General features: G+C 62.2%; 24 protein-coding genes and 1 tRNA gene. 13 read left to right on the top strand and 12 right to left on the bottom strand.

Annotated elements, in window-relative coordinates:
- Positions 1-6: 6 nt before the first annotated feature.
- The 5 genes from P0D80_RS08605 to P0D80_RS08585 are packed head-to-tail and all read left to right on the top strand — an operon-like array spanning position 7 to position 3,640.
- Positions 7-360, top strand: a complete 354-nt coding sequence (locus P0D80_RS08605) for a contractile injection system sheath initiator (RefSeq protein ID WP_408282804.1) — start codon at positions 7-9, stop codon at positions 358-360.
- Positions 361-370: 10 nt separating this feature from the next.
- Positions 371-1,606 (top strand): baseplate J/gp47 family protein, encoded by a 1,236-nt coding sequence (locus tag P0D80_RS08600; protein ID WP_408282801.1) that lies wholly within the window; start codon positions 371-373, stop codon positions 1,604-1,606.
- A gap of 30 nt (positions 1,607-1,636) precedes the next feature.
- Positions 1,637-2,308, top strand: coding sequence for a DUF2612 domain-containing protein (locus P0D80_RS08595; protein WP_408282799.1), 672 nt, complete (start codon positions 1,637-1,639; stop codon positions 2,306-2,308).
- On the top strand, positions 2,265-3,431 hold the full coding sequence (locus P0D80_RS08590) for a hypothetical protein (RefSeq protein WP_408282797.1): 1,167 nt from the start codon (positions 2,265-2,267) through the stop codon (positions 3,429-3,431). The genes P0D80_RS08595 and P0D80_RS08590 overlap by 44 nt, the downstream gene beginning before the upstream one ends.
- A gap of 2 nt (positions 3,432-3,433) precedes the next feature.
- On the top strand, positions 3,434-3,640 hold the full coding sequence (locus tag P0D80_RS08585; protein WP_408282794.1) for a hypothetical protein: 207 nt from the start codon (positions 3,434-3,436) through the stop codon (positions 3,638-3,640).
- A gap of 8 nt (positions 3,641-3,648) precedes the next feature.
- Here the strand turns inward: P0D80_RS08585 and P0D80_RS08580 are convergent, their stop codons facing one another.
- Both P0D80_RS08580 and P0D80_RS08575 read right to left on the bottom strand, forming a co-directional pair.
- On the bottom strand, positions 3,649-4,434 hold the full coding sequence (locus P0D80_RS08580; protein WP_408282791.1) for an SGNH/GDSL hydrolase family protein: 786 nt from the start codon (positions 4,432-4,434) through the stop codon (positions 3,649-3,651).
- 41 nt (positions 4,435-4,475) lie between these two features.
- Positions 4,476-4,781, bottom strand: a complete 306-nt coding sequence (locus P0D80_RS08575) for an XRE family transcriptional regulator (RefSeq protein WP_408282789.1) — start codon at positions 4,779-4,781, stop codon at positions 4,476-4,478.
- Between the two features lie 318 nt (positions 4,782-5,099).
- Between P0D80_RS08575 and P0D80_RS08570 the strand changes: the two genes are divergently transcribed.
- The 4 genes from P0D80_RS08570 to P0D80_RS08555 are packed head-to-tail and all read left to right on the top strand — an operon-like array spanning position 5,100 to position 6,738.
- The gene (locus P0D80_RS08570) at positions 5,100-5,429 is read left to right on the top strand and encodes a hypothetical protein (RefSeq protein WP_408282786.1); all 330 of its coding nucleotides are present in this window, start codon (positions 5,100-5,102) and stop codon (positions 5,427-5,429) included.
- The gene (locus P0D80_RS08565; RefSeq protein WP_408282784.1) at positions 5,426-5,656 is read left to right on the top strand and encodes a DUF7940 domain-containing protein; all 231 of its coding nucleotides are present in this window, start codon (positions 5,426-5,428) and stop codon (positions 5,654-5,656) included. Before P0D80_RS08570 ends, P0D80_RS08565 begins: the two co-directional genes overlap by 4 nt.
- Positions 5,649-6,158, top strand: a complete 510-nt coding sequence (locus tag P0D80_RS08560) for a glycoside hydrolase family protein (protein ID WP_408282781.1) — start codon at positions 5,649-5,651, stop codon at positions 6,156-6,158. Before P0D80_RS08565 ends, P0D80_RS08560 begins: the two co-directional genes overlap by 8 nt.
- 1 nt (position 6,159) lies before the next feature.
- Positions 6,160-6,738: a lysis system i-spanin subunit Rz gene (locus P0D80_RS08555; RefSeq protein ID WP_408282778.1), complete on the top strand. Its 579-nt coding sequence runs from the start codon at positions 6,160-6,162 to the stop codon at positions 6,736-6,738.
- Positions 6,739-6,748: 10 nt separating this feature from the next.
- Here P0D80_RS08555 and P0D80_RS08550 read toward each other — a convergent pair whose 3' ends face one another.
- Positions 6,749-7,321, bottom strand: coding sequence for a hypothetical protein (locus tag P0D80_RS08550; protein WP_408282776.1), 573 nt, complete (start codon positions 7,319-7,321; stop codon positions 6,749-6,751).
- A 22-nt stretch (positions 7,322-7,343) separates the two neighbouring features.
- On the bottom strand, positions 7,344-8,603 hold the full coding sequence (locus tag P0D80_RS08545) for a tyrosine-type recombinase/integrase (protein ID WP_408282774.1): 1,260 nt from the start codon (positions 8,601-8,603) through the stop codon (positions 7,344-7,346).
- Positions 8,604-8,968: 365 nt separating this feature from the next.
- On the opposite strand from P0D80_RS08545, the gene P0D80_RS08540 reads away from it, so the two are divergent.
- Both P0D80_RS08540 and P0D80_RS08535 read left to right on the top strand, forming a co-directional pair.
- Positions 8,969-9,256, top strand: a complete 288-nt coding sequence (locus P0D80_RS08540; RefSeq protein ID WP_106279408.1) for a hypothetical protein — start codon at positions 8,969-8,971, stop codon at positions 9,254-9,256.
- 89 nt (positions 9,257-9,345) lie between these two features.
- Positions 9,346-9,422: transfer RNA gene (locus P0D80_RS08535), tRNA-Met, on the top strand.
- A 97-nt stretch (positions 9,423-9,519) separates the two neighbouring features.
- Here the strand turns inward: P0D80_RS08535 and P0D80_RS08530 are convergent.
- The gene (locus tag P0D80_RS08530; protein ID WP_408282772.1) at positions 9,520-10,218 is read right to left on the bottom strand and encodes an aspartate/glutamate racemase family protein; all 699 of its coding nucleotides are present in this window, start codon (positions 10,216-10,218) and stop codon (positions 9,520-9,522) included.
- Positions 10,219-10,429: 211 nt separating this feature from the next.
- Here P0D80_RS08530 and P0D80_RS08525 point away from each other — a divergent pair, with 211 nt between their 5' ends.
- A complete protein-coding gene (locus P0D80_RS08525) occupies positions 10,430-11,722 on the top strand; it encodes an amidohydrolase family protein (RefSeq protein ID WP_408282769.1) in 1,293 nt (430 codons plus the stop codon).
- 105 nt (positions 11,723-11,827) lie between these two features.
- Here the strand turns inward: P0D80_RS08525 and P0D80_RS08520 are convergent, their stop codons facing one another.
- Positions 11,828-13,936, bottom strand: a complete 2,109-nt coding sequence (locus tag P0D80_RS08520; RefSeq protein WP_408282766.1) for a M3 family metallopeptidase — start codon at positions 13,934-13,936, stop codon at positions 11,828-11,830.
- A gap of 324 nt (positions 13,937-14,260) precedes the next feature.
- Here P0D80_RS08520 and P0D80_RS08515 point away from each other — a divergent pair, with 324 nt between their 5' ends.
- A complete protein-coding gene (locus tag P0D80_RS08515) occupies positions 14,261-15,376 on the top strand; it encodes an acyltransferase family protein (protein ID WP_408282764.1) in 1,116 nt (371 codons plus the stop codon).
- 243 nt (positions 15,377-15,619) lie between these two features.
- Here P0D80_RS08515 and folD read toward each other — a convergent pair whose 3' ends face one another.
- The 6 genes from folD to fixL all read right to left on the bottom strand — a co-directional run bounded on the left by folD (position 15,620) and on the right by fixL (position 22,939).
- Positions 15,620-16,480: a bifunctional methylenetetrahydrofolate dehydrogenase/methenyltetrahydrofolate cyclohydrolase FolD gene (gene folD / locus P0D80_RS08510; protein ID WP_408282761.1), complete on the bottom strand. Its 861-nt coding sequence runs from the start codon at positions 16,478-16,480 to the stop codon at positions 15,620-15,622.
- A gap of 351 nt (positions 16,481-16,831) precedes the next feature.
- A complete protein-coding gene (locus tag P0D80_RS08505; protein ID WP_408282760.1) occupies positions 16,832-17,773 on the bottom strand; it encodes a DUF2950 domain-containing protein in 942 nt (313 codons plus the stop codon).
- A 19-nt stretch (positions 17,774-17,792) separates the two neighbouring features.
- Entirely contained in the window at positions 17,793-19,214 is a 1,422-nt protein-coding gene (locus P0D80_RS08500; protein ID WP_408282758.1) for a DUF3300 domain-containing protein, read from the bottom strand.
- Positions 19,211-19,405, bottom strand: a complete 195-nt coding sequence (locus tag P0D80_RS08495; RefSeq protein ID WP_408282755.1) for a hypothetical protein — start codon at positions 19,403-19,405, stop codon at positions 19,211-19,213. Before P0D80_RS08495 ends, P0D80_RS08500 begins: the two co-directional genes overlap by 4 nt.
- A gap of 376 nt (positions 19,406-19,781) precedes the next feature.
- Positions 19,782-20,426 (bottom strand): oxygen response regulator transcription factor FixJ, encoded by a 645-nt coding sequence (gene fixJ / locus P0D80_RS08490; protein WP_006051254.1) that lies wholly within the window; start codon positions 20,424-20,426, stop codon positions 19,782-19,784.
- The gene (gene fixL / locus P0D80_RS08485) at positions 20,423-22,939 is read right to left on the bottom strand and encodes an oxygen sensor histidine kinase FixL (RefSeq protein ID WP_132376838.1); all 2,517 of its coding nucleotides are present in this window, start codon (positions 22,937-22,939) and stop codon (positions 20,423-20,425) included. The genes fixJ and fixL overlap by 4 nt, the downstream gene beginning before the upstream one ends.
- Between the last annotated feature and the right edge of the window lie 269 nt (positions 22,940-23,208).

The following is a 23,208-nucleotide window of genomic DNA, read 5'->3' as shown; positions in this document are numbered from 1 at the left end:
GCAATCATGGCAACGACACTTCTTCTTGATCAAACCACGTGGGATCTGTGCCTCGACGCGAGCGGCAACATCGCGCTCGCGAGCGATCCATATTCGATCGCGCAGGACGTCGCGAGCGCGGTGCGCACTTTCCAGGGCGAGTGCTGGTTCAACACCGCAGACGGCGTGCCGTACTTCTCCGAAGTGCTTGGCATGTCACCGCCGCTGCAACTGCTGCAATCGCTGATCGAGCATGCCGCGCTGACTGTCAATGAAGTGGTCAAGGCTAGCGCGACAATCACCTCGTTCGTGGGCCGCACGATCAAAGGCACGATTCAGGTGACCACGTCGAGCGGCATCACTCTTCCTGTTTCCTTCTGAGGTCATCACCATGTCGACCCCGAGTTCCAGCGTACCTCCGATCAACTGGGCACCGAGCGGCCCGGTGGTGCCCGACGAGTCTGCAATCCTCGACGGCGTTTTCGCCGATGCGAACGCCGCGTTCGGCGGCAACATGAACGTGACGAACGCCGACGGCACGCCGAACCTGAAGACGCCGCAGGGGCAGCTCGCCTCAAGCACGACGGCGATCATTGGCGCGAAGAACGACGACATCCTCGAGGTCGTCACCGGCGTCGACCCCGACTTGTCCGATGGGCGGTTTCAGGACGCGATTGGGCGCATCTACTTCATCGACCGCAATCCCGCTGAGCCGACCACCGTCACTGCCACCTGTAGCGGCCTGGTCAATACACCGATCCCGGTCGGCGCGAAGGCGCAGAGCTCGACGGACGGCAACATCTATCTGTGCACGCAGGCCGGCGTCATTCCGGCCGGCGGCAGCATCGATCTGACATTCGCCTGCGCGGTCAATGGTCCGATCGCGTGCCCGGCCGGCTCGCTGAAGATCTATCAGCAGATTCCGGGCTGCGATTCGATCTCGAACGCCGCCGACGGCGTGCTGGGCTCGGACGTCGAAACGCGCGCGGACTTCGAGAATCGCCGCCGGCAGTCGGTAGCGCTCAACTCGAAGGGGTCGGTGCCTTCGGTGCGCGGCGCGGTGCTGAGCGTGGCCAATGTGCTGGATGCCTACGTGGTCGACAATCCGCTCGGCACGCCCGCGGTCGTGGGTAGCGTTACGCTGCTGGCCAATTCGCTGTATGTGTGCGTTGCCGGCGGCGCTGTGCAGGATGTCGCGAATGCAATCTGGTCGAAGAAGGGGCCCGGCTGCAACTACTCGGGCAGCACGCCGGTGACGGTCTTCGACACCGACGGCTACACGGCGCCGTTTCCGCAGTACACGGTGAAGCTCGACATTGCGACCGGTCTGCCGATCCTGTACGCGGTGCAGATCGCAAACGTGCCGGGCTTGCCTTCGAACATCACGCAGCTGGTGCAGAACGCAATCACTGCGGCCTTCACCGGCGCCGACGGCGGCCAGCGCGCGCGCATCGGCCGGACGATTTACGCGAGCCGCTATTACCCGGGCATCGAAAATATCAATCCGAACGTCGAATTAATCTCGGTGCAAATCGGCACGACGACAGCAAATCAGAACTCGGTCGGCGTGAATATCAATCAGATTCCGACGCTGTCCGCGAATAATATCGTCGTTACTCTCGTATGATTCTGGAATTGGATTTTCAGGTGCCGGATTATGGATAACGTCGAGCGGACGATTATCAGTCAATATGCGAACAGTCCGACGATCGTTCAACTGATTCAGAACATGAACGGTTATATCGACCCGTCGGCCGATATTGACTCGTTTTACGATTTGATCTGGAACGTCGATACGGCGGTCGGCTATGGCCTCGACATCTGGGGAAAAATTGTCGGGCTTGATAATGGCCGGATCCTGAAAATACCGTCCACTGAAATCGACCTCGGTTTCGATGAAGCGGGCACCGCGAGCGCTGCGCCGTTCGGCCAAGGGGTTTTCTATTCGGGCACTCCGGCAACGCAGAACTTTTCGCTGTCGGATGACGCATTCCGTACGTTGATCCTTGTTAAAGCGCTCGCGAACATCTGCGATGGCTCGATCCCGAGCTACAACCAGTTGCTTCTGAACCTGTTCGCTGGCCGTGGCCGCTGCTATGTGAATGATCTCGGCAACATGCAGATGCGCTACACGTTCGAGTTCTATATGCAGCCGTTCGAGGTGGCGATAGTCACCCAGTCTGGCGCGCTGCCACGGCCGACCGGCGTCCTCGCATCAATGATTCAGGTTCCGTTGCCGAACGTGCTGGGTTTTGCAGAGGCTGGTACGGCAAGCGCGGCATCATTTGGACAGGGCATTTTCTTTACTGGGGCACAGAATGCAAGCTAGTCAGACACCAACTCTCGTCCCGCTCGCCTTTGCGGCCAACGGCACGAAGAACGTCATCCCGGAAGCGTCGCAGATCAGCATTACGCCGGGCGCCGCGTCACTAAACGATGGCTTTCCGCCGCTCACGTTCACACCGATCGCGGCGGGCGGTGTGCCGCCGGCAGGCGCTGATTTCAACGGTGTGCTCAACCTGATCACTGCGTCGATTCGCTGGGCGCACGGCGGCGGCACATACGGCTATAACTCGACGTTTGCCAACGACGCGAACGTAGGCGGCTATCCGCGCGGTGCATTACTGCTGCGATCGGATAAGGGCGGCATGTGGATCAGCCAGGCCGACAACAACACGAACAATCCGGACACCGGTGGAGCGAACTGGGCGCCAGCATTCATGAGTGGCGTCGTCGGAGCTGTGCGCAACCTGTCGATGACCGTCAGCGCTGCGAGTGCGTCAGCCACGCTGACGGCAGACGAGATTGTCGTAAGTACCGGGCTGGGCGGCCAAAAGTATGTGCTCTCTTCCATCAACCAGACATTCAATGGCGCTACGACAGGCGTCAACGGGATGGATACCGGCAGTATCCCTGCCAGCAGCTTTCTCGGTCTGTATGAGATCTACAACCCGACTACAGGTGCGAAGGGACTGCTCGGGCAGAGCGCGAACGGGGTAACGCTGCCGAATGTGTACGGTGGCGCGAACATGCCGGCCGGTTACACCGCGAGTTCGTTGCTGTGCATCGTTTCGACAACCGCGGCAAGTCTGATCAACATTTGCACTGTTCGCGATCGTAAAACGTCGGTAGCGCTTGTGTCGATGTTCTCGACGTCGACAACCTCTGCCAGTCCCACAATCGTAAACAATCTAGCGGTCCCGCTTAACGCAAAAATTTGTTCCGGCGTGATGCAAATTGGCAATAGCGCAACGGCCAGCGTATCGATGTCACTGTTTGGATCAGTCGGCGGGGCGGGTGCGCAAACGCTAGCGTCTACATTGAACGCTTCGTCTGTCGCTACGCCATTCAATAATTTGGAATTGACGGTTGGACAGCGGGCATTTTATTCGGCGTCCAGCAGTTCAGGCTCGCCGACTTTCGTGGCATCCGTTTCTTCGTGGGAAATCTGAGCATGGAAAACATCGACGTGGCGAATATCTGGATTCAATACACCGACGAGGCCATGACGGAGCCGTGTGGCTGGTCGTATTGGGAGCAGGCTCTCGAAACATGGCCATACCAGAAGGAAGTCACCACCAGCAGCGCTGAGTATGCGGCTTATTACGCAGCGCAGCCGGTTTGGGTAAAAGACAGCATGCCGGCCCCTACGAATAGTTAGGGGCTTTGTCACTTCTGCAGAGCAACGACAATCGGCTGCACAACGTCGTATTCGCGCTGCGCCATGATCTGGTAAAGCCGATCGTCAGCAGGGTGCGTGCAGTCCGCGCCCAGATAGCTCTGCCAGTTCGGCAACGACAGGATGTAGTCGTATTGCTTGATGAGTGGCAGTGCGAGCTGTGCGGCTACCTTATCGATCACTGCGACGTACTGCGGCAGTGTTGCGAAGGCCGGATTGCAGACGGGATTCGGCTCTTCCAAAACCACCGTCTTGCCAGCCGCCTGCGTGATCTGAATCCAGTAGATCAGATCGTTCTCGAAAACGGTCGTTGATTCGTTGACGACTGGGTTCGAATCATTGACGGCCCACTTTGCGATCTGGATCTGCTCGGTGTTGATCGGCAGGGCATCCTTCCAGCCCATTTTGTAGCCCGCCACACCGTTCAACACATCGGCTACCGTCGCTCCGCCCACTCCGTGATTGGCGACCGTGACGGATGAGCCAAGACTGGCTTGGAGCATTTTCTGAAGGTTGGCCGGCGCCGTGTTGTCCGTGAAGCGGTAGGTGCCGTCAGGATTCTGGACAGTTCCGCGCGTGAGCGAATCGCCGTTTGCGCCGATAGAAATTGGCTTTTTGACTGGCGCCGGAGCCGCTTGGGTGACCGTCACAGGCGAGCTTCCACCACCGCCTCCGCCGCACCCACTGCAGGCCATCACAAACATCCCCAGAACCGATACGCATAACCCCTTCGCCATAAATTTTCTCGCGTTTTTTTTATTCCAGCGCGAGATCATACACGGCACGTCGGGAGTGCTTGTGCACTCGCGCGTCGCCGCTATGGCGGCGGGTCTCCATCGGGCACCGGGGAGTCGGACGTCGCGTCCAGATCGATGGTCGCGCCGGTCTCGCGGCGGCACCACTCGAACACTTCCTCGACCGTTGCGGTGCGATTCTGGAGCGCGCCAGCGAGGAACAACATCGGAAGGCTCATAGGACGCTTGTCGTGACCGCTGGTGTACTTGCGCCACTGATTGTTGCCCGCAAGTCCGTACATGTCTGCCATCTGGTCGCCGGTCTTCTTCAGACGCTCTTTCTGAGCATGCAGTGCTTGAGGCGTGGGTGGAACGTAGCGAATTGGCATTGCTGATGGCGCGCAGAACGCGCACGCGAAATGAGTACTTCATGATGGTCATCCTTTCGGAGGTGGCGGGCTGCGCGACGCGCTACCCAACGCGCCCAGACTAGCCCCAAGGGGGCGCATCGTCAAGTGCAATTTTTCCTCCGGTCGCATCCGTCGCGCCGTCTCCGATTATCAAAAACACGCGGTTTTAATCCGATGAAAATCATTGGATTAATTGCGGGATAATCCTGTCCATCTGATAAACGACGCTGATGTCAAAGGCGTAGATAATGCCGAATTTCTCGTGGCGGCTAGTCTCTTAAAATCACCGGGGCATTAATGGACGGTTGGAAAGAAGTCGTCGAATCAATACGCGAGCTTGGTAAAGACCAGGCGCAGCGCCACAGCGAGAATGTGACGCGTCTCGACGTGACCGACAAGAAAGTCGAAGAGGTAATACGGCGCGTGGACGATCTCCACGATGCTTTTCCGGGCGGGGACTGGATAAGCCATCGCAAATATCACGAAAACCTGATTCGAAAGCTCGAAGCGAGAGAGCAGTTTTACAACGATCTGCGTGCCGAACTGGCGAAAAAAGGTTTGTGGGCACTGATCGTAATGATCGGTCTCGCCGTCTGGGCTTTTTTCAAATCGAAGGTAATGTCATGAGCCTTGTTTCCTACTGGCGCACCGCGCACAAGCGCAACTCCGTGCGCGCGCTGATCATCGGCACCGTCACGCCGCTGATCACCGGCATCTGGTCCGCGCTGCCCGGCGCGTTCGTCGACCGCTTGCCGCTCTGGCTGGTGCTGACGATTAGCGCGGGTATCTCGGCGGTCGGCCTGGCCGGCGCTTACATCGCGCAGCCGGCGCTGCAGGAGAAAGACGATGCCTGACGTTCGCCAGCCGCCGCGCAAGCGAACGCTAGCGGCCGTCATCGGCGCCGCCGCGGCGAGCGCTCTGATCGGCCTTACCGCATCGCGGGAGGGCGTGCGACTTACGCCGTACAACGACGCGCTCGCGCACGACGTGCAGACGGTCTGTTTCGGCGACACCACCGTCAGGATGCGCCGGTACACGCTAAACGAGTGCAAGGCAATGCTAGGCGACCGGCTCGCGGACTATGCCGAAGCGGTGAGGGCGATCACACCGGGATTCGACGAGCTGACCGACGGGCAGAAGGTGGCGGTGATCGACCTGACATACAACACCGGCCTCGCGAACTACAAGGGCTCGACGCTGCGAGCCATGTACGTGAAGAAGCAGTTTCCCGCCGCGTGCGGCCAGTTCTATCGCTGGCGCTTCGTGGCCGGCAAGGACTGCGCGATCGTGGCAAACCGGTGCGGCGGCATCGTCACGCGCCGCAACCTTGAGCGGGCCGCGTGCCTGGGAGAATGACATGTCACCTTATCTGATCACCGGTCTCGGTGCCGCGCTGCTCGGTATCGCAATCGGCGCCGGCGGCACGCACGCGCTCGACTCCAATCACTACGGCGCGCAGCTGGCCACCGAGCGCGCTGCGCGTGCGCAGGACAACGAGCAGAACGCGAAGCAACGGAAGGCCGTGTCCGACGCGGCGCTGGCGGCAGAGCAGAAGGCAATCGCCGACGGCCGGGTCGCGGCCGGCAAGATCGCGACGCTCGACACCCAACTCACCCAGGAGAAAGAAGCCCATGAAGCCGACAATGCAAAGAATCGCGCTGCTATCGCTGACGGCGCTCGCCGGCTGCGGATCGCCGTCACCAACTACACTCCCGCCGCAGGCGGTGGCAACGCAGCAGGTGCAGGGACCGGCGCCGGCAGCGTGGGCGATGGCACCAGTGGCACAGCCGAGCTATCACCAGCGTTTGGAAGCGCTCTTTTCGGGATCGTCGACGACGCCGACGCCGACGCCCGCGCAAAAGCCATCTACCTCCAAGGCTATGTCTGCACCCTCCAGCAGCAAGGATTGATCGCTGGCGCGTGCAGTCACGAATAGTCGCGAGCTTCTATTTGACGAAGAACGCCTCGGCCTTTGTCAGGGCGTCTTCGTAGAACGCGATCGCGAGTTCGGCCATCTCGACGAACTTGGGTTCGATGGGTTTGTCGCGGTGGTGGGTAGGGAGCAAGTATTCAACGCCGCTATCTATGACGGGGATCGGAACGGCCTCGCCACCGGCGATCTGAAATCTGACCGGTGCGTCTGTTTTAAGCATCACCCGACCACCCTTCATTTCCATCCGGTGAATATTTAGAGACGTGCCCCGCGCCGGGTTAATGGCCAAGCCGCCAGGCGTCTTCGTGCTTATGGGGTTTGCTGTGTGTTCGTCAGCATTGCGCGCATGTCGAAGGTAGCTCAAGAGCGGGTCTGTTTTGCGCAGGTGTTCATACGGGCTGCGCCAGCCGCTCCATTTGGGGCTTTTGCTGAAATGCGCGTGTGCCTTGTTCCAAACCCGCTCAAGGTGAACCAGAAAGTCTTGCCAGCATTCGGCCCGCTCAGCGGGATGCTTCTTGGCCTTCATGCTGTCGACAGCGTCACGCGCGCGTTTGAGCGCATTCCAAGGTGCGTCAGAGTGCTGCATGTATATCCCCGTCGTTATCTTGTTATGCTGCGGCGTTGAAGGTGACCACATTCCATTTCCGGCCTTCCGCGCACGACACGATAAACGCTGCCCACAGTTCAAGCGCTTCGCGCCGCTCCGGTATGTCTTCCCGCACGTCGTAGATCCCCTCCATACCCTTCAGCTTGTGATTGAGCGCCAGCTCGCTAATCTCGCGCGAAATCTTCATGTTTCGCATATGGCCCTTGGCGGTGCTGCGGGTGTCGTGCGGCGTGAAACGGCGGATATCGAGATCGCCGCGAACGAATGCCTGGTTGATTGCTGACCAGAGCGTCGTGTTACCCACGTGCGTGTCGCCGTGCTTCTTCCTGCGCAGCGACGTCCGCGCAGGCAGCACCCAGTCTGAGTCACCCGCGATCGCCTTGAGGGCCTGAAACCAACTTCGCACCGTCGGCGTGAGCGGCACCAGAAAACCGGTGCGCGTCTTCACGTTCTCGTCGGGCACGAACCACGTGTTCTTGTCGAAGTCGACGTACTGCCAGCGCGCACGGGCCAGTTCAATCGAACGGACACAGGTCGCCAGCAGGATGCGCAGCGCGAGCGCATTCTCGCGGCCGATCTTGTTGTCGATGTCGGCCAGAAGCGTGCGCAGTTCATCCTCGGTCAGCATGACGCGTTTCTTGACCGGCGGCCGCGGGCCCATCAGGGCCTTGAGCGTGATACCGACGCACGGGTTGACGTCGATCATGCGCTTCCCGCACGCGTGCCCGAACAGCTGCGTGGCGGTCGTCAGGATGCGCTTGCATACCGTCCATCCCCGGCCGCTGGTCTCGAGCATGTGGACGACATCGGCTGCGGCTACCTTGCGCACCTCAAGCGAGCCCAGTTTCGGGCGCACGACATTGTCCAGATCCCACTTGCGGTAGTAGATCGTCCCTTTGGCGAGCGGTGCTTTCAACGCTTTGTCGGCGAAGTCATCAGCCAGTTCGCTGACGGTCCACGCGGCAAGCGAGCGGGCCTTGGCCGTTTTCTTGTCTGCAGCAGGATCCTTGCCTTCGTCGACCGCGGCGCGCTGCGTGCGCGCAGCTTTGCGTGCCGCCGCAAGTGACATGTCCGGATAGTTGCCGAGAGTCAGTTCCTTGCGCCGGCCACCGCCCATCCGATAGCGCAATACCCAGCTCGCGGTGCCGGCTTTGGATAGCGTGAAGGTGAGGCCTTCGCCGTCCGATTTCGCGATCGGCTCGGCTTTGGCGATCCAGCGTTTGATCTGGATATCGTCCAGGAGGTTTGTTGTCTTGGCCATGGCGTCAGGGGGTGGGTAGCTAGGGCGGATTATATCTAGCTACCCACCTAGCTACCCATTTTTGACGCGCCGACAGGAATCACTGTGAGACGCCAAGAAGCAACAAATCCCGCGAGCGGTGGCGCTTGGCGGGATTTATGAGACAAGTTGCGACATTGCGGAATGCCGTTCGAATTCGCAGGTGGCGATTTTCATGACATTCTCACAAGCTTGCGTGATTCCGATAGTCCCGCATCTTATCGCGCGGGCGAGCGGACGGTGAAAATGGCCCCGCCGCGGCACCGAAAATAAAAGCGCGAGCCGGTCATGTCGCGGCGTATAGTGAGATCACTCACACTCGCGCTTTTGCGCATCGGGGAGGCATCATGGCCGAACTTTACCCAGCCCTTTATAAGGACTTCGAAGTGCATCCGCTGGTATTTTCGCGGGCGTTCGACAAGTTCGACGGTCACAAGCGCCACTCCGAAGGCTACGACGTCGCGGTGCGCGTCTGCCGGCCGGGAGCAATCAGCGGCTCGAAGGCGAGCCGCGTATTTCGTCTCGTGCTGCCGCTCACGTTCTCCGATTTCGGCGTGGCCAAACGCAGTGCGAGCCAGTACGGCGCGGACATCATCGACGGTAAGGTGGAAGGCGCGACGGTCCAGGATCTGTGAGTCGCGTGTGCGTCATTTCACGAGCGTGAAATAATTCGCGCGATTGTTTGACGTCTTGCGAACATCTCTATACAATCCGTTTTCTCTGACGCGGGGTGGAGCAGTCTGGCAGCTCGTCGGGCTCATAACCCGAAGGTCGTAGGTTCAAATCCTACCCCCGCAACCAAGCATTGTTGAAAGCCCGCTGGCGCAAGCCACGCGGGCTTTTTAACTTCTACGGCATCCGTGCGCATACGGGTTGAAGCGCGTGCGCGCACCCACCTTCACTCCGAATCAATCGCCCATTCCACCGCCGCTTGCGCATGCAATGCGGTCGTGTCGAACACGGGTAACGCGGAATCTTCTGGCTTGATCAGCAACGTGATCTCGGTGCAGCCGAGAATCACTGCCTGCGCGCCACGAGCGGCCAGCGCTTCGATCACACGCTGATACACCGCGCGCGAAGCGTCGTTCACTTTGCCGTGGCACAACTCATCGTAAATGATGCGGTGCACGTCCGCGCGTTCGGCTTCATTGGGAATCACTGTGTCGAGGCCGTAGCGCTCACGCAGGCGTCCCGTGTAGAAAGCTTGCTCCATCGTATAGCGCGTGCCCAGCAAGCCCACTCGCTCGATGCCTGCCGCGCGCAGCGCGCTGCCGGTCGGATCGGCGATATGCAGGAAGGGCACGTCGATCGCCGCTTCGATCGATTCATACACGCGATGCATCGTATTGGTCGCGAGCATCACCAGATCGGCGCCGCCCCGTTCGAGTTGGCGCGCGGCGTCGGCCATCTGCTGGCCGAGCGCGTTCCAGTCGCCCGCGCGCTGGTTCGCTTCGATCGGCGCGAAGTCGACGGTGAGCATCAGGCTGCGGGCGTTGTGGTGGCCGCCCAGGCGCGTTTTGGCGTGGCGGTTGAGCAGCTTGTAATACTCGGTGGACGATTCCCAGCTCATCCCGCCGATCACGCCGATGGTTTTCATGTGCTTGCTCCGTGAGTGGATGACGGCGCGGCATCGCATCGACCGTCTGTCTGGCGAGTATAGGCGGGTGGCGCGACGCACTGCCGGTACGGATCGCGCGCCGCTCGCCGGTACGGCCAGATGAAAAAAGCGTCGAACAAAAACGCCGCCACGCGCTTTCTGACGCCGATAGAATCGTAGTCAATCAGGACGGGGTCAAAGGGAGCGATAGATGGATCTGATCATCCGCCGCGCGATGCTGCCACCGGGCGCCGCGCCGCAATACAAAGAGCCGGTCGACATCGGCATCGAAGCGGGCCGCATCGTCGCCGTCGAGCCGAATCTGGCCGCCAGCGCGCGCGAAGAAATCGATGCCGCGGGTTCACTCGTCACACCGCCGTTCGTCGATCCGCATTTCCATATGGACGCGACGCTCTCGTACGGTTTGCCGCGCGTGAACGCGTCGGGCACGCTGCTCGAAGGCATCGCGTTATGGGGCGAACTGAAGCCGGATCTGACGCAGGAGGCGCTGATCGAGCGGGCGTTGCAATATTGCGATTGGGCCGTCGCGCGCGGACTGCTTGCTATCCGCAGCCACGTGGATGTATGCGATCCGCGTCTGCTCGCGGTCGAGGCGCTGGTCGAAGTGAAGCGCCGCGTCGCACCGTATCTCGATCTGCAGCTGGTGGCCTTTCCGCAAGACGGCGTGTTGCGCAGCCCGGGCGCGTTCGAGAATCTCAAGCGCTCGATCGCGATGGGTGTGGACGTGGTCGGCGGCATTCCGCATTTCGAGCGCACCATGGCCGACGGCGCGCAGTCGGTGCGCCTCTTGTGCGAGTACGCGGCGGAGCAGGGCTTGCGCGTCGACATGCATTGCGATGAATCGGACGATCCGATGTCGCGGCACATCGAGACGCTCGCGGCCGAAACGCACCGGCTCGGTTTGCACGGGCGTGTCACCGGCTCGCATCTGACCTCGATGCATTCCATGGACAACTACTACGTCAGCAAGCTCCTGCCGCTGATGCGCGAGTCGGGCGTCGCGGCGATCGCGAATCCGCTGATCAACATCACGCTGCAAGGGCGCAGCGACACGTATCCGAAACGCCGCGGCATGACGCGCGTGCCGGAGATGATGGCGGCCGGCATCAACGTCGCGTTCGGCCACGATTGCGTGATGGACCCGTGGTACAGCCTCGGCTCGGGCGACATGCTCGAAGTCGCGCACATGGGCTTGCATGTGGCGCAGATGACGGGCGTCGACGGCATGCGCGCCTGTTTCGACGCGGTGACGGTGAACGCCGCGCGCATTCTCGGTCTGGAAGGCTACGGCATCGCGCCGGGATGCGCGGCCAATCTGGTGCTGCTCGACGCGCGCGATCCGGTGGAAGCGATCCGCTTGCGCGCCGCGCGCCTCGCGGTAGTGAGCCGCGGCAAGGTGGTGAGCCGCGCGCCGGCTGCGCGCGCGGCGCTGTCGCTCGAAGGCCGTCCAGCGCAAGTGGACTTCAAATTGCATCGCGATTGATTGCGGCTTGATGCTTCGCGCGAAACAAAAAAACCGGTGCCTGCTTACGCAGGTCACCGGTTTTTTATCGGCGCGAAGCAAAGCGCCGACGCTTGCCTCAACCCATCAATGCGCCGCGCCCGGCGACATGCCATTGTGGCGCAGCAATGCGTCGATATTCGGCTCGCGGCCGCGGAACGCCTTGAACGACTCCATTGCCGGACGGCTGCCGCCCACTTCCAGAATCTCCTTGCGATAGCGCATGCCGGTCGCCTGATCGAGCACGCTGCCGCTCGCCGCTTGCGCCGCTTCTTCGAATGCCGCGTAGGCATCCGCGGAGAGCACTTCAGCCCACTTGTAGCTGTAGTAGCCCGCCGCGTAACCGCCCGCGAAAATATGGCTGAACGTATTCGGCCAACGCGAGAACGGCGCCTGCGGCACGACATGGAAGCGCTCGTTGATTTCGCTCGCGAGTTCGGTGGCGTTCTTCGTGCCCGAAGCATCGAAGCCGGTATGCAGTTGCATGTCGAACATCGAGAACACGATCTGGCGCAGCGTGCCCAATCCGCTCTGGAAGTTCTTCGCGGCGAGCATCTTGTCGAACAGATCGCGCGGCAACGGCTTGGCCGTTTCGACGTGCGAGGTCATGTCGCTCAACACGTCCCACTCCCAGCAGAAGTTCTCCATGAATTGCGACGGCAGTTCGACCGCGTCCCACTCGACGCCGTTGATGCCCGACACGCCCAGTTCATCGACACGCGTGAGCATGTGATGCAGACCGTGGCCGAACTCGTGGAACAGCGTGATGACTTCGTCGTGCGTGAAGCAGGCGGGCTTGCCGCCGACCGGCGCCGAGAAGTTGCAGGTCAGATACGCGACCGGCGTTTGCACGCTGCCGTGCGTGTGCTTGTGACGGCCGCGCGCATCGTCCATCCACGCCCCGCCGCGTTTGCCTTCGCGCGCATACAGATCGAGGTAGAACTGCGCGACGAGGCCGCCGTCCTGATTCTCGACGCGGAAAAAGCGCACGTCCGGATGCCACACGGCCGCGTCGTCGCGACGGATACGCACGCCAAAGAGCGTTTCAGTGACCTTGAACAGACCCTTGAACACGGCGTCTTCCGGGAAGTACTGTTTGACTTCGTTCTCGGAGAACGAGTAGCGCTTCTGACGCAGACGCTCCGCGGCAAACGTCATGTCCCATGGTTGCAACTCGCTCATGCCGAGTTCGTTCGCGGCGAATTCGCGCAGTTCCTTCCAGTCCTGCTCGGCATGCGGACGCGCACGCGTGGCGAGGTCTTCGAGAAAGCTCATCACCTGAGCGGGAGACTCGGCCATTTTCGGCGCGAGCGAGACTTCGGCGAAGTTGTTGAAGCCGAGCATGTGCGCTTCTTCGGCGCGCAGTTTCAACTGGTCGGCGAGTACCGCGGTGTTGTCCCACTCGGGCTTGCCGTTGCCGTATTGCGAGCCGAGTTCCGAAGCACGCGTGACATAGGCGCGATACATCGCTTCGCGCATCGGACGATTTTCCGAGTACTGCATCACCGGGAAATACGACGGGAAGTGCAGCGTGAACTTGTAGCCGGTCTTGCCTTCGCGTTCGGCCGCTTCCTTCGCGGCCTCGACGACGTCTTCCGGCAGGCCGACCAATTGCGCTTCATCGCCGGCTTCGACGACATAGGCATAGGCGTTGGTCGCATCGAGCACGTGATCGGAAAACGCTTTCGAGAGCGCCGCCTGGCGTTCCTGCAATTCGGCGAAATGCGGTTTCTGGTCTTCCGGCAATTCCGCGCCGGACAGGCGGAAATCGCGCAGCGCGTTGCCGAGGATCTTCTTACGCTCGTCGGTCAGCGAGGCGAAATCGCTGCTCGCGTTCAACGCCTTGTACTTCTCGTACAGCGCGAGATTCTGGCCGACGCTCGACCAGAATTCGGTGACGCGCGGCAGATTTTCGCCAAACACGGCGCGCAACTCGGGCGTATCGGCGACGGCGTTCAGATGGCCGACCACGCTCCAGGCGCGCGACAGCGGTTCGGTGGCGCGCTCGACCGGTTCGACCACGTCGGCCCACGAAGCGGGGGTGATCGGCTGGGCAGCGCGTTCGACGGCGGCGGCCGCATCGGCGAGCAGCACATCGAGGGCTGGCGTGACGTGTTCGGGGCGGATTTCGCCAAAGCGCGGCAGGTCGGAGAAATCGAGGAGCGGATTGTCGTGATTCGAGGCGGTAGTGGACATGAGGCTTCCTGTCTGACGCGGGTGAACGGGTAATCGGTGCATCGACGGGCGTCCCACAAGGGGACTTCCTTCGGAGCGCGTGCAATGACGCCCCATAACGGCCGATACAGACATTATTGGGGCAGGGCGCGCCGATTCCAATCCGTCGGCAGACAAATTATCAGATGTCGCGGCCTTGTGCGCGTGCCGGATAGGCCGGGCGGCGCCGCGCGCGGCAATAACGCGCCGCTGTGCTTTGTGCGAAAGCGCACGGTCCCGATTGCTGCTATGCGGCAAGGTGGAGCGTCGCTACCGGTCAGCGGCGTTTTTTGCAAAGAGGTATCAATGAATCCGCTTTCGGACGCTCTATCGCACAAGGGCAACAATTTTGATCTCGTGCGACTGCTGGCCGCCATTGCCGTCGTGTATGGCCATTCGTATGTGCTCCAGGCTCCCGACGGCAGCACCGATTGGGTCCAGAACGCGCTGGGTTTCGACGGTTTCGGCGCGCTGGGCGTCTACGCCTTCTTCCTGCTGAGCGGCATGCTGGTGACCGCCAGTTTCGACCGGCAACGCTCGGTGCCGCGCTTCGCCGTGTTGCGCATCGCGCGCCTGTGGCCGGCGGTGGCGGCCGGGTCGCTGGTGACGGTGTTCATCGTCGGTCCGCTCTTTACGACGCTGACGCTGCGCGAGTATTTTGCCTCCGGCATGACTTGGGGCAACCTCGACAACTTCTCGACCATCGTGCGGTCGGCCGGCTGGGCGCTGCCCGGCGTGTTCGAGCACAACCGCTATCCCGTCGACATCTGTGGACCGCTCTGGACGCTGCCGGTCGAAGTGCGCTGCTATCTGCTCGTGCTCGTGACCGGCATGGTGGGTTTGCTGTCCAACTCGCGTGGCGTGGTGCTCGCGGCCGCGCTCGGCTGCGCCACATTCATGCTGAACGTGGATCACGCGCATTGGCAGATCGGCTTGCGCGATTTCAGCGAAACGCCCGACGGCTATTCGTTCTGGCCGCAGCCGTTTTTCATGCTGGGCATGCTGCTGTATGGCTGGCGTGAGCGGATCGACATCAACGGCTTGGCGGCGCTGGCGTTCGCGATGGTGTTCCTGGTGTTCCGCGACACGGCCGGCGCGCAGCCGCTGTTCTATCTGGCCTTCGTGTACGGCGTGCTGTGGATCGGGACGACGCCGCTCTTGCGGCGCTTCGTGCCGCGTCATGATTACTCGTACGGCATCTATCTGTACGGCTTCATGGTGCAGCAATGCGTCGCGAACATCGCGCCGCAGTTGAGCCATGTGGCGGCGGTGTTGATTGCCGCGCCGTTTATTCTTTTGTGCGCGGCGCTGTCGTGGCACTTCGTGGAGCGGCCGGTGCTGAAGTGGTGCCGCGGGCGTCTGGCGCGGCCGTCGACGCAGGTAGCCGCGGGTATGCCGGCTGGCGATCAGGCGGTGCGCTGAGATGTGCTGAGTATGAGGTCCGCGGCCGGTGCCGATTGACTTGGAGAGTTTGGCAAGACGCCGCCAGGGCCGCTAGGTCCCGAAGCCGGCGAAGGTGCTTCGCCCGCGTTCAGGCGATCGAACAGAGCGCTGAGAACTGCGGCGCGCGTTCGGCGCCGATGGATGTCGATGCCCCGGCGCGACGGCCAGGGCCGTCAAGTCCCGAAGCCGGCGAAGATGCTCCGCCGGCTTTTCTCCCGCCGTTTACGCGTTCGCTTCCGCTTCGCGCTCGGCGGCTTCGATCGTGTTGACGAGCAGCATGGTGATGGTCATCGGGCCGACGCCGCCCGGCACCGGCGTGATGTAGCCCGCCACTTCCTTGACGCCCGCAAAATCCACGTCGCCGCACAGCTTGCCGGCTTCGTCGCGATTCATGCCGACGTCGATCACCGCCGCGCCCGGTTTCACCATCTCCGCCGTGAGGATGTTGCGCAAGCCGGTGGCGGCGACCACCACGTCGGCGTTGCGCGTATGAGCGGCCAGGTCGCGGGTCTTGCTGTGGCAGATCGTGACGGTTGCGCCCGCTTCGAGCAGCAGCAGCGCCATCGGCTTGCCGACGATGTTCGAGCGGCCGATCACCACCGCGTTCGCGCCTTGCAGCGGAATCTCGTAAGCGGCGAGCATTTTCATGACGCCGTACGGCGTGCACGGGCGGAACAGCGGCCGGCCGGTCATTAGCGCGCCGGCGTTGGCAACGTGAAAGCCGTCGACATCCTTTTCCGGCGCGATCGCTTCGATCACCTTGTGGCTGTCGATATGCGGCGGCAGCGGCAGTTGCACCAGAATGCCGTGAATGCGCGGGTCGCGGTTCAGTTCGTCGATGCGCGCGAGCAGCTCGGCTTCCGGCAGCTCGGCCGGATAACGGTCGAACGACGAGCCGAGGCCGTTGTCGTTACACGCCTTCACTTTGTTGCGCACGTAGACTTCGCTGGCCGGATTGTCGCCGACCAGCACCACCGCGAGGCCCGGCTGATGGCCGCGAGCGGTGAGGGCGGCGGCGCGCGCGGCGACGTCGGCGCGCAGGGTCTTGGAGAGGGCTAGGCCGTCGATCAGTTTGGCAGTCATGGTCGGTCGAGATGGGCAGTTTGGGAAGCGGGGCAGGGCGCAGACGCTTGTGCGTGCCGCGCGCGATGGCGCTTTTCAACGGGAATGGGTCGGCACGTGAAAAGCGCGCGGCGCGAATCGGGGTTAAGCAGCGCTGCAAAGTGCGACATTATACCGGCCCTGCCAGGTGCGCCGCGTACGGATTCCAGGCTGTGCGGCAGCGCTACGGATGTCGGCCGCGCTTGCCTCACGTGGTGGGACGGATGCCCGGTTCGAACGGTGGCGGCAGCGGGTGCGCCGCCAGGCGCGTGTTCGGGGTCGCGCCTGCCACCTGGTGCGGCGGGCGGAGGCAAAGCTGTCAAACGCGACTTGCTATGGCTGGACCGCCTGCCAACCCGCGCCTGGCTCGAACGATGTGATCGCCGCCGCCGCGCGTGCGGTTCGCGGCCCGAGGTTCTTCTGATACACCTGTCCGTCCTGATTAACGATGAAACTCATCACGCCGGTCTTGCCATAGTCGGCCGGCGATGCGATCAGTCCGAACCCCTTGCTCAGCACGCCATTGTCGACGTAGTTCCGCGCGCCACCCTTCGCGTGAGCCCCTTGTGCCGTGAGAATGCGGAAGTGATAGCCGTGATACGCCTCTTCAGGCTGCGTGCCGTCGGGCATCGTGGCAGCGAGCGGCCCAAGCGGACTTTCCGCTTCGCCGGGCGCCGTCGTCCAGTACAGGCCGTCGTGCTGGCCCGGCGTACTGACGAAGCGCTGTGCATAGTGCTGGGTCAGGTTGCGATAGTCGTACTGCGCATCGAGGTAGGCGAGCGAGGTCAGGATCGCGGCGTGTTCATTGCGGCCGATGCGCCGTGTCAGCATCTCGTCGCGTCCCGCCGGCGGATCGAAACGCCAGCCGTTGCCCGACTGCACGAGCGGAATCGGCAGGGTCCAGCCACTGTAGCCGACCGTCAGATGCGCGGTGGCGCGCCCCTTGTCCATGACGGGGTCCTCGACGATCTGATGGTTTTTCGACCATTCGCCGAGGAACTGATAGATGTCATCCTCGCCGATGCCTTCGGTTGGAATGAAGCGATGAAAATCGCCGCCGAGCACGCGCTTGAGGGCATCGTCGTCGTTGCGGGCGAGGGCTTCGACGAAGGCATTGGCGGCGTCGTCCGCGCTGGGATAGATCGCCTGGGCATGAGCGGGGATCGCGCTGATTAGCAGCGCCGGCGCCAGCAGCAGTGCGCCGGTGCTGCCGAGCGCGATAGCAAGTATCAGGACCTGGGCACGCAGCCTGCCCCGAGAGAATGGACGCATCATCAGACTTCTCCTTTTTTGTTCAACGGTTGCGGCCGAAGTGATGTTCGCCTGCTCCGCCGCTGCCTGGGCCGCCGCCGCCCAAGCCGCCGCCGCCACTGCCACCGCCGCCACTGCCACCGCCCAAGCCGCCGCCCGAGCCGGCGGTACCGCCGCTACGCTGAACGCCCCCACTGTTCCCGCCGAGATTTCCGCTCATGTGATGCTGGCCGCCGCCATTTGCGACGAGACCTTCGCTTGTGCGCTGCAGGCCGCTGGCATTTGCGCCGGTCGTGCCGTCCGCATGCTGCTGACCACCGCGGCCGGCGAGCGCATCACGGCTTGCCTGGCCGCGCTGCGTGTCCTGCCGCGCGGCTTTACCGTCGCCGGCGCCGCGCAGCGCGTTGTCGCGATTGACGTTCTGCGCGCGGTTCTGCAACTTGGGGTTCGCCGTGCCGCCGTGATGAATGCCTTGCACACGCTGGCTCGCGCTGCCACCCAGATTCTGGCCAGTGCGGTTTTGCAGCGTCTGCTGCGCCCGGGCGCGGGCGTCGTCGCGGCCGCGATACGCATCGCGCTGTGCGCCGCCGACGTTATTGTTCAAGCTGCGATTGACATTCGCGTTGCCGACGTTGCGATTGATGTTGGTGTTGCGATTCCAGTTCGTCGTGCTGCCATTCACGTTGATCCGGTTGTTCACATTGATAGTGTTGTACCGGTTCACGTTGATGTTGACGTCATGTGAGTTCCAGTCGAAGCCGCCCCACAGCGCGTTCGCCACCGCGACGCCGGTGCCGAACGCGAGGCCCGCGACGAAACTGGTGCCGATCACATAACCGGGCGGCGGCGGAACATACACCGGCGGATACGCGGGATAAGGCCACACGCCGTAGACCACGGTCGGGTTGTAGGTCGGCACGTACACTACTTGCGGATTGGCCGGCACGATCTGAATCGTGCTCTGTTCGACCACGACCGTTTGCTGCGACGTCGTCTTCAGATTGCCCGCGGCCTGTGCCTGCCTGCGCAGACGCTGCACGGAGTCCATCACGTCGTTGGGCTGGGCGAGAAACGCGCTACCGAGTTGCGTCACCCAATCCGCTTTCGAGGCCATGGTGGCGAGCACCTGCGGGAAGGCAACGAGCGACTGCACGCTCGGATCCCACGGTTCGGACGCGACAGCCTTGACGGCGCTGTCGCCTTGCAGCGTCGAGTTGACTCTGGACCATATGGCCGCCGCCTGCACGTCTTGCGGAAACGTCGAGGCCATCAGCACCTGGGCGAGCAGGGCGTCCGGATAAAGGGCAATCGGGGCCGCCAGTGAATCGAGTTGCTGGTTCGACATTTTCGCTGTGCCTTGCGCATGGACGACGTCCGGCGCGGCCAGTCCGACGAATAGCGGCGCTCCCGCAAGAACGGCGCAAATAAGCATCACAGGCGAGCGGTGTGCTCCGTATCGTTTCACGATGAATTCCTCCCGGTGGGTTTATACGACGAGATGTCGGTGCGCAGCACGGGCTGCGTCGCTTCGCCGCGATGGAATACGGCAAGGAAATGGCGAGTCGGGCCGGTGTCCGGTGGGTGGTCGGACGGCTCGATCGGCACGGCACGATGCCGCGTAAAGGCGCTCGAACTGCTCCAATTGTTTCGCATCACCAGGCGATGCCGCATGCGGCGTATCGCAGCAAGTCACTCCCGCGTCGATCGTCGCATCGGCGATGTCTGCTAAGGAGTTCTGTGTAAATTAAGGGGCGCGTCCGAATCCGTCAATCTTGTCTGAGGAAAGAACCTGTTGCGGATTAGCGTAAGTAATTGCTGAGCAATGCGTATTATTTTGCACGCGCGGGGTGCGTCGAAATCACGCGCTTCGTCGTGATTGCCGTGCGATCGAGGGGAGGGAAATGAGGAGGGAAAAAGAGGGCGAAACAGGCCGGACTCTTTGATAGTCCGGCCGTTGGCACGCAGTCACTTCTGGTGTGGCGGCGAGTTCCCCAAAGGGCCCTCCTTCGGGGTAAGCGCCGCCGTGCGAGGCTTATTGCGCCGGTTGCGGCTTGTTCGACAGCGCCAGTCGCAGCAGATCGGCGACCGTGTTGACGTTGAGCTTTTCCATGATGTTCGCGCGGTGCGCTTCGACCGTCTTGATGCTGATGCCGAGGTCGTCGGCGATCTGCTTGTTCAGGCGGCCGGCGATGATGCGCTCGAGCACCTGATGCTCACGCGCGGTCAGCTTGCCGAGACGTTCTGCCGCGGCGCGCTGCTGCTGCACGCTGGTGCTTTCGCTGCGCGCCTTGTCGAGCATGCGCTCGACCAGCTTGCGCAACTCGGCTTCGTCGAACGGCTTTTCGATGAAGTCCATCGCGCCTTTTTTCATCGTGGACACGGCCATCGGCACATCGCCGTGGCCCGTCACGAAAATGATCGGCAGCGATGCGTTGTCGGCGATCAGGCGTTCCTGCAACTCGAGCCCGCTCATGCCGGACATCCGCACATCGAGAATCAGGCACGCGATCTGGCCCGGATGCTGATGCGGCTGCCATGCGTCGATGAACTGCTCGGCGCTGGAGAAGCATTGCACGCGGTAGCCGTTCGCCTCCAGCAGCCAGCGCAGCGAATCTCGCACGGCCTCGTCGTCATCGACGACAAAGACAGTTTCCTGTGTGGTGACTGGGCTGTTCATAGCTCTCCCGTAACGGTTTGTGGTGTCGGCGCCTGTGTCCCGCCGTTGCTCGGGCCATCAGGCTCTCCAATAGGCAGACTGCAATGGAACGTGGCGCCTGTGATGTGGCCGTCAGATTCGACGTTGTTGACCACCCACAGACGGCCGCGGTGCGATTCGATAATCGAACGGCAAATGTTCAGCCCCATGCCCATACCATCGGACTTGGTGCTGTAAAACGGTTCGAACAGCCGCTCGGCTGTCGCTTCGTCGACGCCCGGTCCCTGGTCGACGACGCTGATGCAGACAAACCCGCTCTCCAGCCGCACGACCACGCGGATCACCGGATCGACCGCATTCGGACGGGCTTCGGCCATCGCTTCGGCGGCGTTCTTCAGCAGGTTGACCAGCACCTGCTCGATCAGCACCGGGTCGACGTAGATCACCGGCAGGCGCGAGCGCAGATCCGTGACGATGCGAATGCGGCGCTTGCGCGCCTCGATTTCGGCCAGACCCACGGCGTCGGCGACGATATCGGCCACGCGCGTGGCTTGCCGCTTCGGCTCGCTGCGCTTCACGAACTCGCGGATGCGCTTGATGATCATGCCCGCGCGCACCGCCTGCTGGGCGGTCTTTTCAAGCACTGGCAGCAGATTGTCAGGTGTCGTCCGACCGGATTTAACCAGTGCGACGGTTCCGGAGCAATAGTTATTGATCGCGGCGAGCGGTTGGTTCAGTTCGTGCGCGAGCGACGAGGCCATTTCGCCCATCGTCATCAGACGGCTGGTGAACTGCAGCTTCTCGTCTTGCTGGCGCGATAGTTCCTGGGCCTGCTTGCGAGTTGTGATGTCGGTTGCGATCTGCATCTGCGCGAGGTGGCCGTCCACCCACTGAATGTACTGGCGGCGCACTTCGAACCACTTCTGGATACTCTGCACGTAGATTTCCTGTGCATCGGCGGTGCTTTCGGTCAACGCGGCGGCGGGTAGGCCGGCGTAGGTATCCACCATATCGATCGAATCGGACGACGCCTGTGCGCTATCGAACCCGCCGCCCGCCAATTCCAGATGACCGTCCGGGCGAATGCCGAAGAGATGCCGGTAATAGCGGTTGGCGAACAGGAGTTCGGCTTCGTCGGCGGCCAGCACGGAGACGGCGGCGTCGAGACTTTCGAGCACCGTGGTGAAGCGTTCGTGCGCGGCGGCGAGTTCTTCGCGCGCGCGCTTCGGCTCGGTGATGTCGGTCATCGACGACATCCAGCCGGTCTGGCGGCCCGAACTGTCGATCAGCGGCGACACGTAGAGACGCGCATGGAACAGCGAGCCATCCTTGCGGCGTACCCGCAATTCGAAGCCGGAAGAGGGCGCCTTGCCGCGCAGCGTCATGTCGAGCTGGCGCTGCATTTCGGGGTAAGCGTCGCGCGGCCAGTAGGCGAACGGCGCGTTCTTGCCGACCAGATCGCTTTCGTCCCAGCCGGTCATGCGGCAAAACGCCGGATTGACGTGGGTGATGCGCCCATGCATGTCGAGCACGCGCATGCCGATCAGCACGGAGTTTTCCATCGCGCGACGGAAGAACGCTTCGGCGTACAGCGCCTGCTGCGCCTCGAAGCGTTGGCGCGTGTGTTTCCACAGGCTCCACAGGCTCCACAACACGAAACAGGAGAGACCCGCCACCAGCCATACCAGCGTGTTGTTGGTGAAGTTGGTCATCTGCGGGAACGCGTAGACGCGCACCGAGACACCTTGGCCCGGCGGGTCGAGCGGCAGATCGTAGAACATGTCGCGCGGCAGGCGCGGGCGGGTCGACGTGGTGGTCAACTCGCGGTTGTTCACGTCGATGATCGAGATTTTGTACTTGGCGGACAGCTCAGGCGGAATGTCGTGCTTGAGGATGCCTTCCACCGAGAAGACGGCGGCGATCGTGCCGAGGAAGTCGCGGTCGCGGAACACCGGCGTTTGCAGCGTGATGTAGCCGTTGCCGAGGTCGTCGTAGATGAGCGGCGAATACACCTGGCGGCGCGTGTTGCGCGCCTCGGCGAAGGCCGCTTTGACGGCTTCGTCCATCTGCGTGTCGTTCGGCTTGGCCAGACGCTGGCCGAACACCGGCAGCGCGGTATTGGGCCAGCGCGGCTGCTGCTGGCTCGTGTACCAGTTCATGTAGAGGATCTCGGGATGCCCCTGCATGATGTCCGTGGTGGACACCTGGAACGAATGCGGATCGGCGTGGCCGGCGACCAGATCGCGCGCGAGCGCCTGGATCTGCTCCTGCGCGCCGGTCATGGACAGGCGGATCTGCTGCTGCGCCCACGCGACATTACGGTAAAGCGTGTCTTCCTGCTGTTGCTGTTCGCGCCGGTTCAGGCTCCACAAAATCAGACTCATGACGACCAGGAAGACCAGGATCGACAGGAGCGGCGTGAGCAAATAGGAATTGGACCACCACGGTCCGTGGTGCCAGCGGGAGGACGGCGTCGAATCCGCGGGCGAACCGGCGGTGCGCGCCGAGCGTGCGAAAAGCCGTTCGGTCAACATGCGTGGCATTGTAGCGCAGCGTGAAGCTAGCAAATGGCGCAAAAAAGCGCGGAAAGGACCATTAATCGGCGCAAACTAGCCAACGTATCCGTCGATCGGCAGTCAAATCAGGTTGCGCCGCAACAATTTTTCGCATTATGAGATTCGATCTCGTAATTCGAAAATTTTGTTGCGTGGACGTCGGGACCCTTATTACAATCGGCCGAAGCTGCCGCGGCCGTGCTTCGTCCGCGTCGTCTGTTCAAAGAGCGTTCCTCTACATCCAGGAG

The sequence above is a fragment of the Paraburkholderia sp. RL17-373-BIF-A genome, from assembly GCF_046030175.1.
Taxonomy (GTDB): Bacteria; Pseudomonadota; Gammaproteobacteria; order Burkholderiales; family Burkholderiaceae; genus Paraburkholderia.
The sequence above is the reverse complement of the archived record's forward strand: the minus strand, read 5'-3'. Positions and strand labels throughout refer to the sequence as shown.

Bases quoted from the DNA above. Each gene is read 5' to 3' on its own strand.
- P0D80_RS08605 (WP_408282804.1), top strand. From the start codon at position 7: ATGGCAACGACACTTCTTCTTGATCAAACCACGTGGGATCTGTGCCTC.
- P0D80_RS08600 (WP_408282801.1), top strand. From the start codon at position 371: ATGTCGACCCCGAGTTCCAGCGTACCTCCGATCAACTGGGCACCGAGC.
- P0D80_RS08595 (WP_408282799.1), top strand. From the start codon at position 1,637: ATGGATAACGTCGAGCGGACGATTATCAGTCAATATGCGAACAGTCCG.
- P0D80_RS08585 (WP_408282794.1), top strand. From the start codon at position 3,434: ATGGAAAACATCGACGTGGCGAATATCTGGATTCAATACACCGACGAG.
- P0D80_RS08580 (WP_408282791.1), bottom strand. From the start codon at position 4,434: ATGATCTCGCGCTGGAATAAAAAAAACGCGAGAAAATTTATGGCGAAG.
- P0D80_RS08575 (WP_408282789.1), bottom strand. From the start codon at position 4,781: ATGCCAATTCGCTACGTTCCACCCACGCCTCAAGCACTGCATGCTCAG.
- P0D80_RS08570 (WP_408282786.1), top strand. From the start codon at position 5,100: ATGGACGGTTGGAAAGAAGTCGTCGAATCAATACGCGAGCTTGGTAAA.
- P0D80_RS08565 (WP_408282784.1), top strand. From the start codon at position 5,426: ATGAGCCTTGTTTCCTACTGGCGCACCGCGCACAAGCGCAACTCCGTG.
- P0D80_RS08560 (WP_408282781.1), top strand. From the start codon at position 5,649: ATGCCTGACGTTCGCCAGCCGCCGCGCAAGCGAACGCTAGCGGCCGTC.
- P0D80_RS08555 (WP_408282778.1), top strand. From the start codon at position 6,160: ATGTCACCTTATCTGATCACCGGTCTCGGTGCCGCGCTGCTCGGTATC.
- P0D80_RS08550 (WP_408282776.1), bottom strand. From the start codon at position 7,321: ATGCAGCACTCTGACGCACCTTGGAATGCGCTCAAACGCGCGCGTGAC.
- P0D80_RS08545 (WP_408282774.1), bottom strand. From the start codon at position 8,603: ATGGCCAAGACAACAAACCTCCTGGACGATATCCAGATCAAACGCTGG.
- P0D80_RS08540 (WP_106279408.1), top strand. From the start codon at position 8,969: ATGGCCGAACTTTACCCAGCCCTTTATAAGGACTTCGAAGTGCATCCG.
- P0D80_RS08530 (WP_408282772.1), bottom strand. From the start codon at position 10,218: ATGAAAACCATCGGCGTGATCGGCGGGATGAGCTGGGAATCGTCCACC.
- P0D80_RS08525 (WP_408282769.1), top strand. From the start codon at position 10,430: ATGGATCTGATCATCCGCCGCGCGATGCTGCCACCGGGCGCCGCGCCG.
- P0D80_RS08520 (WP_408282766.1), bottom strand. From the start codon at position 13,936: ATGTCCACTACCGCCTCGAATCACGACAATCCGCTCCTCGATTTCTCC.
- P0D80_RS08515 (WP_408282764.1), top strand. From the start codon at position 14,261: ATGAATCCGCTTTCGGACGCTCTATCGCACAAGGGCAACAATTTTGAT.
- folD (WP_408282761.1), bottom strand. From the start codon at position 16,480: ATGACTGCCAAACTGATCGACGGCCTAGCCCTCTCCAAGACCCTGCGC.
- P0D80_RS08505 (WP_408282760.1), bottom strand. From the start codon at position 17,773: ATGATGCGTCCATTCTCTCGGGGCAGGCTGCGTGCCCAGGTCCTGATA.
- fixJ (WP_006051254.1), bottom strand. From the start codon at position 20,426: ATGAACAGCCCAGTCACCACACAGGAAACTGTCTTTGTCGTCGATGAC.
- fixL (WP_132376838.1), bottom strand. From the start codon at position 22,939: ATGTTGACCGAACGGCTTTTCGCACGCTCGGCGCGCACCGCCGGTTCG.